The organism is Pantoea sp. 1.19, assembly GCF_001922585.1.
In the GTDB taxonomy this organism is placed as follows: domain Bacteria; phylum Pseudomonadota; class Gammaproteobacteria; order Enterobacterales; family Enterobacteriaceae; genus 1-19.
This window is the reverse complement of the sequence record NZ_MRBS01000014.1, coordinates 18,904-27,301: the sequence shown is the minus strand read 5'-3', so window position 1 is coordinate 27,301 and position 8,398 is coordinate 18,904. Positions and strand designations below refer to the sequence as shown.

At 54.0% G+C, this 8,398-nt stretch carries 7 protein-coding genes and 1 pseudogene; all 8 read left to right on the top strand.

The window, feature by feature from the left end; translation table 11 throughout:
- Nucleotides 1-304 (top strand): annotated as a pseudogene (gene tuf / locus BS626_RS17225) (elongation factor Tu); the annotation flags it as partial.
- Nucleotides 305-542: 238 nt separating this feature from the next.
- Nucleotides 543-926, top strand: coding sequence for a preprotein translocase subunit SecE (gene secE / locus BS626_RS17220; RefSeq protein WP_075183608.1), 384 nt, complete (start codon nucleotides 543-545; stop codon nucleotides 924-926).
- Nucleotide 927: 1 nt separating this feature from the next.
- A complete protein-coding gene (gene nusG, locus BS626_RS17215; RefSeq protein ID WP_075183607.1) occupies nucleotides 928-1,473 on the top strand; it encodes a transcription termination/antitermination protein NusG in 546 nt (181 codons plus the stop codon).
- A 152-nt stretch (nucleotides 1,474-1,625) separates the two neighbouring features.
- Nucleotides 1,626-2,054 carry a 50S ribosomal protein L11 gene (gene rplK / locus BS626_RS17210; RefSeq protein ID WP_008108393.1) on the top strand — a complete coding sequence of 143 codons (429 nt, stop codon included), beginning with the start codon at nucleotides 1,626-1,628 and terminating at the stop codon, nucleotides 2,052-2,054.
- 3 nt (nucleotides 2,055-2,057) lie between these two features.
- Complete coding sequence (rplA, locus tag BS626_RS17205) at nucleotides 2,058-2,762, top strand: 50S ribosomal protein L1 (RefSeq protein ID WP_075183606.1); 705 nt, start codon at nucleotides 2,058-2,060, stop codon at nucleotides 2,760-2,762.
- 344 nt (nucleotides 2,763-3,106) lie between these two features.
- Nucleotides 3,107-3,604: a 50S ribosomal protein L10 gene (gene rplJ, locus BS626_RS17200; RefSeq protein ID WP_075183605.1), complete on the top strand. Its 498-nt coding sequence runs from the start codon at nucleotides 3,107-3,109 to the stop codon at nucleotides 3,602-3,604.
- Between the two features lie 65 nt (nucleotides 3,605-3,669).
- Nucleotides 3,670-4,035, top strand: coding sequence for a 50S ribosomal protein L7/L12 (rplL, locus tag BS626_RS17195; RefSeq protein WP_075183604.1), 366 nt, complete (start codon nucleotides 3,670-3,672; stop codon nucleotides 4,033-4,035).
- A 328-nt stretch (nucleotides 4,036-4,363) separates the two neighbouring features.
- Nucleotides 4,364-8,392 (top strand): DNA-directed RNA polymerase subunit beta, encoded by a 4,029-nt coding sequence (rpoB, locus tag BS626_RS17190; RefSeq protein WP_075183603.1) that lies wholly within the window; start codon nucleotides 4,364-4,366, stop codon nucleotides 8,390-8,392.
- Nucleotides 8,393-8,398 lie beyond the last annotated feature (6 nt).

Here is an 8,398-nt window from a genome sequence, read left to right as displayed (position 1 = left end):
TAAGCCGGGCTCCATCAAGCCGCACACCAAGTTCGAATCCGAAGTGTACATCCTGTCCAAAGACGAAGGCGGCCGCCACACCCCGTTCTTCAAAGGCTACCGTCCGCAGTTCTACTTCCGTACAACTGACGTGACAGGCACCATCGAACTGCCGGAAGGCGTTGAGATGGTGATGCCGGGCGACAACATCAAAATGGTGGTTACCCTGATCCACCCGATCGCGATGGATGACGGCCTGCGCTTCGCTATCCGCGAAGGCGGACGTACCGTTGGTGCGGGCGTTGTGGCTAAAGTTATCGCTTAATCCCGATAATATTTGACGCAACACCTACGAAGAGGGCATCATTTGATGCCCTTTTTGTACGCTGTGGGTCAGAACCTGGCTCATCAGTGATTGTGATACATAATCATTGCTGAGACAGGCTCTGTAAACGGCGTCACGGACTCTACCGGGTTTCGCCTGAAAAGCCTTATTCGGTTTGGTTGCCTCGCACGTTGACGCGGGGCAAAATAGTTTCTGATTTATTATCGCAGGTTGGTTTATGAGTGCTAATACCGAAGCTCAAGGGAGCGGGCGTGGCCTGGAAATCATCAAGTGGGTAGTGGTTTTTGCGCTGCTGATCGTGGCCATTGTTGGAAATTACTACTTCCGGGATGTCATGCTGCCGTTACGCGCGCTGGCCGTTGTGGTGTTAATCGCCGCGGCGGGTGGTATCGCGTTGTTAACGACCAAAGGTAAAGCGACTGTGGCATTTGCCCGCGAAGCGCGTACCGAAGTGCGTAAGGTTATCTGGCCAACCCGCCAGGAAACGCTGCACACCACCTTAATCGTTGCCGCGGTTACCGCCGTGATGTCACTGATTTTGTGGGGGCTGGATGGTATTCTGGTCCGTCTGGTATCGTTTATCACAGGCCTGAGGTTCTAAGATGTCTGAAGCTCCAAAGAAGCGCTGGTACGTCGTTCAGGCGTTTTCCGGTTTTGAAGCTCGCGTAGCCAAGTCGCTGCAAGAGCATATCAAGTTACATAACATGGAAGAGCTGTTTGGCGAAGTCATGGTGCCGACCGAAGAAGTGGTCGAAATCCGTGGCGGTCAGCGTCGCAAAAGCGAGCGCAAGTTTTTCCCGGGCTACGTGTTGGTACAGATGGTGATGAACGACGCCAGCTGGCACCTGGTACGCAGCGTTCCCCGCGTGATGGGCTTTATTGGCGGCACTTCTGACCGTCCGGCCCCGATTAGCGATAAAGAAGTGGATGCGATCATGAACCGCCTGCAGCAGGTTGGTGATAAGCCGCGTCCGAAGACGCTGTTCGAACCGGGTGAAACCGTGCGCGTCAACGACGGCCCGTTTGCCGACTTTAACGGTGTTGTGGAAGAGGTGGACTACGAGAAAAGCCGCCTGAAGGTTTCTGTTTCCATCTTCGGCCGTGCAACACCGGTTGAGCTGGACTTTAGTCAGGTCGAAAAAGGCTAGTTTTCGGCAGCAGCACTGTACAGTTTATGTCTTGTCATAGGCGCGAAATTACACTATAATTTCGCGCCTTTTGTATTTATGCGCCTCTGGCGTATGAGTGTTAATCACGGGGAGCTTCTGTCGAAGCGCTATAACCCAATAGAGGAATTATCATGGCTAAGAAAGTCCAGGCCTACGTGAAGCTGCAGGTTGCAGCTGGTATGGCAAACCCGAGCCCACCGGTTGGTCCGGCTCTGGGTCAGCAGGGTGTTAACATCATGGAATTCTGTAAAGCGTTTAACGCCAAAACAGAATCCCTGGAGAAGGGTCTGCCGACTCCGGTTGTTATCACTGTTTACTCTGACCGTTCTTTCACCTTCGTTACCAAAACGCCTCCGGCAGCCGTACTGCTGAAGAAAGCGGCGGGTATCAAGTCTGGTTCCGGCAAGCCGAACAAAGACAAAGTAGGTAAAGTGACCCGTGCTCAGGTACGTGAAATCGCAGAAACCAAAGCTGCGGACATGACCGGTTCCGATGTTGAAGCGATGACTCGCTCCATCGAAGGTACCGCTCGTTCCATGGGCCTGGTAGTAGAGGATTAAGAAATGGCTAAGCTGACCAAGCGCATGCGCGTGATCCGTGACAAAGTTGATGCAACTAAACAGTACGACATCAACGAAGCCGTTGCTCTGCTGAAAGAACTGGCAACTGCCAAGTTCGTAGAAAGCGTGGACGTAGCGGTAAACCTGGGCATCGATGCTCGTAAATCAGACCAGAACGTACGTGGTGCTACTGTACTGCCGCACGGTACTGGCCGTTCTGTTCGCGTCGCCGTCTTCACCCAGGGCGCCAACGCTGAAGCTGCAAAAGCAGCCGGCGCTGAACTGGTAGGTATGGAAGACCTGGCCGATCAGATCAAAAAAGGCGAAATGAACTTTGACGTTGTTATTGCTTCTCCGGATGCAATGCGCGTTGTTGGCCAGCTGGGCCAGGTTCTGGGTCCACGCGGCCTGATGCCAAACCCGAAAGTCGGTACTGTGACGCCGAACGTTGCTGAAGCGGTTAAAAACGCGAAAGCCGGTCAGATTCGTTACCGCAACGACAAAAACGGCATCATCCATACCACTATCGGTAAGGTTGATTTCGACGCTGACAAACTGAAAGAAAACCTGGAGTCTCTGCTGGTTGCGCTGAAAAAAGCGAAGCCGTCTCAGGCAAAAGGCGTTTTCATCAAGAAAGTCAGCCTGTCCACCACCATGGGCGCTGGCGTTGCCATCGACCAGGCTGGACTGAACGCGGCAGCGAACTAAGATTTGCTGCTTGAAATGGGCGAAATTTTCATCTAGAATCTGTCGCCCATTGTTCTGCTGAACGCGTTTAGCAGACACGCAATTTATTTCCCGGCGTCATGACGCTGTTCGCACCGAGTGACGACGGGGAATCAGGTTGGAGCCAGGCCTATCCTGGCCTCCGTCCAAGACCGCAGGCGTCCCGTCAGGGACTTAATGTTTACCTGCGTAGACGGTGACAGAACCTCAAGAATTTTTTCTTTGACTGGATTCTGCTCACCGTGAATAAGCGCCTGTGTCCTTTGGGATCAGGTGATGTGAGTTCGGGGAAATCCTTCCCCGGTCAAATCCAGGAGCACAAGCTAATGGCATTAAATCTTCAAGACAAACAAGCGATTGTTGCTGAAGTCAGCGAAGTAGCCAAAGGCGCGCTGTCTGCGGTAGTTGCGGATTCCCGTGGCGTCACCGTAGATAAAATGACCGAACTGCGTAAAGCAGGTCGTGAAGCTGGCGTGTACATGCGTGTTGTTCGTAACACCCTGCTGCGCCGCGTTGTTGAGGGTACTCAGTTTGAGTGCCTGAAAGACACGTTCGTCGGTCCAACCTTAATTGCATACTCTATGGAACACCCGGGCGCTGCTGCTCGTCTGTTCAAAGATTTCGCAAAAGCGAATGCAAAGTTTGAGGTTAAAGCTGCGGCCTTTGAAGGTGAGCTGATCCCGGCGGCTCAAATTGACCGTCTGGCAACGCTGCCGACCTACGATGAAGCAATTGCACGCCTGATGGCAACCATGAAAGAAGCCGCTGCCGGCAAACTGGTTCGCACTCTGGCTGCTGTACGCGACGCAAAAGAAGCGGCATAAGCCACCTTCTCTCGCGTACTTGCTAACGTATAAAACCTATTTACTGATTCTTAGGAACAATTTACATGTCTATCACTAAAGACCAGATCATCGAAGCAGTATCCGCTATGTCCGTAATGGACGTTGTTGAACTGATTTCTGCAATGGAAGAAAAATTCGGCGTTTCTGCTGCTGCTGCTGTCGCTGTTGCGGCTGGCCCGGCTGAAGCGGTTGAAGAGAAAACTGAATTTGACGTTATCCTGAAAGCTGCTGGCGCGAACAAAGTTGCTGTGATCAAAGCAGTACGTGGCGCGACTGGCCTGGGTCTGAAAGAAGCTAAAGACCTGGTAGAAGCGGCTCCGGCTGCAGTGAAAGAAGGCATCAGCAAAGATGACGCTGCTGCCCTGGAAGCGGCTCTGAAAGAAGCTGGCGCGGAAGTTGAAGTTAAGTAAGACAACCTTTCAGGTTGCAGTCTGAGTCACATCAGGCTGATGGCTGGTGACTATTTGGTCACCAGCCTTTTTGCGCTCAAGGACCTCAATGGGGTTTCGCACTGTTTAGCCATTGACGTTCTACAATATCTTTCTCTATCGACGACTTAATATACTGCTTTCCTGGACGGGTTCCCTGCCCGGACAAGGGCAATGAAATGATTTAAGAGTGATAGAAAGAGGTATTGCGGTGGGTTTTTATCTGCCGAATCAACAAAATAGTGTTGCATAAACTGTCCCTCCAGGACGGACAGCGTGGGTCGACATGTCAGCGAGCTGAGGAACCCTAATGGTTTACTCCTATACCGAGAAAAAACGCATTCGTAAGGATTTTGGTAAACGTCCGCAAGTTCTGGATGTTCCCTATCTCCTTTCTATCCAGCTTGACTCGTTCCAGAAGTTTATCGAGCAAGATCCGGAAGGTCAGTACGGTCTGGAAGCGGCATTCCGCTCCGTATTCCCTATTCAGAGCTACAGCGGCAACTCTGAGCTGCAGTATGTCAGCTATCGCCTGGGTGAGCCGGTGTTTGACGTTACCGAATGTCAAATCCGTGGCGTTACCTACTCTGCTCCTTTGCGCGTAAAACTGCGCCTGGTGATCTACGAGCGCGAAGCGCCGGAAGGCACCGTTAAAGACATTAAAGAGCAGGAAGTCTACATGGGCGAAATCCCGCTCATGACCGACAACGGTACCTTTGTCATCAACGGTACCGAGCGTGTTATCGTTTCTCAGCTGCACCGTAGCCCCGGTGTCTTCTTTGACAGTGATAAGGGTAAAACCCACTCGTCAGGGAAAGTCCTGTATAACGCACGCATCATCCCCTATCGCGGTTCCTGGCTGGATTTCGAGTTTGACCCGAAAGACAACCTGTTCGTGCGTATTGACCGTCGTCGTAAACTGCCGGCATCCATTATCCTGCGCGCGCTGGAGTACACCACAGAGCAGATTCTTGATCTGTTCTTTGAGAAAGTGGTGTATGAAATCCGTGATAACAAACTGCAGATGGAGCTGGTGCCCGAGCGCCTGCGCGGTGAGACCGCCTCTTTCGACATCGAGTCCAACGGGACCGTTTACGTTGAGAAAGGGCGTCGCATTACTGCCCGCCATATCCGCCAGTTGGAAAAAGACGGCATTCAGCACATCGAAGTGCCGGTCGAGTACATCGCCGGCAAAGTGGTCAGCAAAGACTACATTGATGAAAGTACCGGTGAGCTGATCGTAGCGGCGAACATGGAGCTGTCGCTGGATCTGCTGGCGAAACTGAGCCAGTCAGGCCACAAGCGCATCGAAACGCTGTTTACTAACGATCTCGACCACGGTCCTTACATCTCTGAAACCCTGCGCGTCGATCCGACTAACGATCGCCTGAGCGCGCTGGTTGAAATTTACCGCATGATGCGTCCCGGCGAGCCGCCGACGCGTGAAGCGGCAGAAAACCTGTTCGAGAACCTGTTCTTCTCTGAAGACCGTTATGATCTGTCGGCGGTTGGTCGCATGAAGTTCAACCGTTCTCTGGGTCGCGACGAGATCGAAGGCTCCGGTATTCTGAGCAAGCTCGACATCATTGAGGTGATGAAGAAGCTGATCGATATCCGTAACGGTATCGGTGAAGTGGATGACATCGATCACCTCGGCAACCGCCGCATTCGTTCCGTAGGCGAGATGGCGGAGAACCAGTTCCGCGTTGGTCTGGTGCGCGTAGAGCGCGCGGTTAAAGAGCGTCTGTCACTGGGCGATCTCGACACCCTGATGCCACAAGACATGATCAACGCCAAGCCGATTTCGGCAGCGGTGAAAGAGTTCTTTGGCTCCAGCCAGCTGTCCCAGTTTATGGACCAGAACAACCCACTGTCAGAGATCACGCACAAGCGTCGTATTTCTGCACTGGGCCCGGGCGGTCTGACCCGTGAGCGTGCGGGCTTCGAGGTGCGAGACGTTCACCCGACTCACTATGGTCGCGTGTGTCCGATCGAAACCCCGGAAGGTCCGAACATCGGTTTGATCAACTCACTCTCCGTTTACGCCCAGACGAACGAGTATGGTTTCCTTGAAACCCCGTACCGTCGCGTGGTGGACGGTAAAGTGTCCGATGAAATTCATTACCTGTCTGCGATTGAAGAAGGTAACTTCGTCATCGCTCAGGCGAACACCAACCTCGATGAGGAAGGCGCGTTCGTTGACGATCTGGTGACCTGCCGCAGCAAAGGCGAATCGAGCCTGTTCAGCCGCGATCAGGTGGACTACATGGACGTTTCCACCCAGCAGGTGGTTTCCGTCGGTGCGTCCCTGATCCCGTTCCTTGAACACGATGACGCCAACCGCGCATTGATGGGTGCCAACATGCAACGTCAGGCCGTGCCGACGCTGCGTGCGGATAAGCCGCTGGTCGGTACCGGTATGGAGCGCGCAGTCGCGGTGGACTCTGGCGTAACCGCCGTCGCTAAACGCGGCGGCACCGTCCAGTACGTAGATGCTTCTCGTATCGTGATTAAAGTTAACGAAGACGAGATGTACCCGGGTGAAGCGGGCATTGATATCTACAACCTGACCAAATACACCCGTTCCAACCAGAACACCTGTATCAACCAGATGCCGTGCGTGTCTCTGGGTGAGCCGGTTGAGCGCGGCGATGTGCTGGCTGACGGCCCGTCCACCGACCTCGGTGAGCTGGCGCTGGGTCAGAACATGCGCGTCGCGTTCATGCCGTGGAACGGCTACAACTTCGAAGACTCCATTCTGGTCTCTGAGCGTGTAGTGCAGGAAGATCGCTTTACGACCATTCACATCCAGGAACTGGCGTGTGTGTCGCGTGACACCAAGCTGGGGCCAGAAGAGATCACCGCCGATATCCCGAACGTGGGTGAAGCGGCTCTCTCCAAGCTCGATGAGTCCGGTATCGTCTATATCGGTGCCGAAGTGACCGGTGGCGACATTCTGGTGGGCAAGGTGACGCCGAAAGGTGAAACCCAGCTGACGCCGGAAGAGAAGCTGCTGCGTGCCATTTTCGGTGAGAAAGCGTCCGACGTAAAAGACTCTTCTCTGCGCGTGCCGAACGGCGTCTCCGGTACGGTGATTGACGTGCAGGTCTTCACCCGCGATGGCGTGGAAAAAGACAAGCGCGCGCTGGAAATCGAAGAGATGCAGCTGAAGCAGGCCAAAAAAGACCTGACTGAAGAGCTGAAGATCCTCGAAGCCGGCCTGTTCACCCGTATTCGCACCCTGCTGGTTGGCGGCGGTGTGGAAGCCGAGAAGCTCGACAAGCTGCCGCGCGAGCGCTGGCTGGAGCTGGGCCTGACTGACGAAGCCAAACAGAATGCGCTGGAGCAGCTGGCCGAGCAGTACGATGAGCTGAAGCACGAGTTTGAGAAGAAACTTGACGCTAAGCGCCGCAAAATCACCCAGGGTGATGACCTGGCACCGGGCGTGCTGAAGATCGTGAAGGTCTATCTGGCCGTTAAGCGTCAGATCCAGCCGGGCGACAAAATGGCTGGCCGTCACGGGAACAAAGGGGTTATCTCTAAGATCAACCCGATCGAAGATATGCCTTACGATGAGAACGGCACGCCGGTCGATATCGTACTGAACCCGCTGGGCGTACCGTCACGTATGAACATCGGACAGATCCTCGAGACTCACCTCGGGATGGCAGCAAAAGGCATCGGCGAGAAGATCAATGCCATGCTGAAAAAGCAGGAAGAAGTCGCGAAGCTGCGTGAGTTCATCCAGCGTGCTTACGATCTGGGTACCGACGTGCGTCAGAAAGTCGATCTGAACACCTTCAGCGATGATGAAGTGCTGCGTCTGGCGGAAAACCTGAAAAAAGGTATGCCGATTGCGACACCGGTATTTGATGGCGCGAAAGAGAGCGAAATCAAAGAGCTGCTGCAGCTGGGTGGCCTGCCGACATCCGGCCAGATCACCCTGTTCGACGGACGTACCGGTGAGCAGTTTGAGCGCCCGGTTACCGTAGGTTACATGTACATGCTGAAGCTCAACCACCTGGTGGATGACAAGATGCACGCGCGTTCTACCGGTTCTTACAGCCTGGTGACTCAGCAGCCGCTGGGTGGTAAGGCACAGTTCGGTGGTCAGCGCTTCGGTGAGATGGAAGTGTGGGCGCTGGAAGCTTACGGCGCCGCGTATACCCTGCAGGAAATGCTGACCGTGAAGTCTGATGACGTAAACGGCCGTACGAAGATGTATAAAAACATCGTCGACGGCAACCATCAGATGGAGCCGGGCATGCCGGAATCCTTCAACGTACTGTTGAAAGAGATCCGCTCGCTGGGTATCAACATCGAGCTGGAAGACGAGTAAGCACTC

What these genes read in the sequence shown, in the direction of transcription:
- secE (WP_075183608.1), top strand. Translation starts at nt 543, where the DNA reads ATGAGTGCTAATACCGAAGCTCAAGGGAGCGGGCGTGGCCTGGAAATC.
- nusG (WP_075183607.1), top strand. Translation starts at nt 928, where the DNA reads ATGTCTGAAGCTCCAAAGAAGCGCTGGTACGTCGTTCAGGCGTTTTCC.
- rplK (WP_008108393.1), top strand. Translation starts at nt 1,626, where the DNA reads ATGGCTAAGAAAGTCCAGGCCTACGTGAAGCTGCAGGTTGCAGCTGGT.
- rplA (WP_075183606.1), top strand. Translation starts at nt 2,058, where the DNA reads ATGGCTAAGCTGACCAAGCGCATGCGCGTGATCCGTGACAAAGTTGAT.
- rplJ (WP_075183605.1), top strand. Translation starts at nt 3,107, where the DNA reads ATGGCATTAAATCTTCAAGACAAACAAGCGATTGTTGCTGAAGTCAGC.
- rplL (WP_075183604.1), top strand. Translation starts at nt 3,670, where the DNA reads ATGTCTATCACTAAAGACCAGATCATCGAAGCAGTATCCGCTATGTCC.
- rpoB (WP_075183603.1), top strand. Translation starts at nt 4,364, where the DNA reads ATGGTTTACTCCTATACCGAGAAAAAACGCATTCGTAAGGATTTTGGT.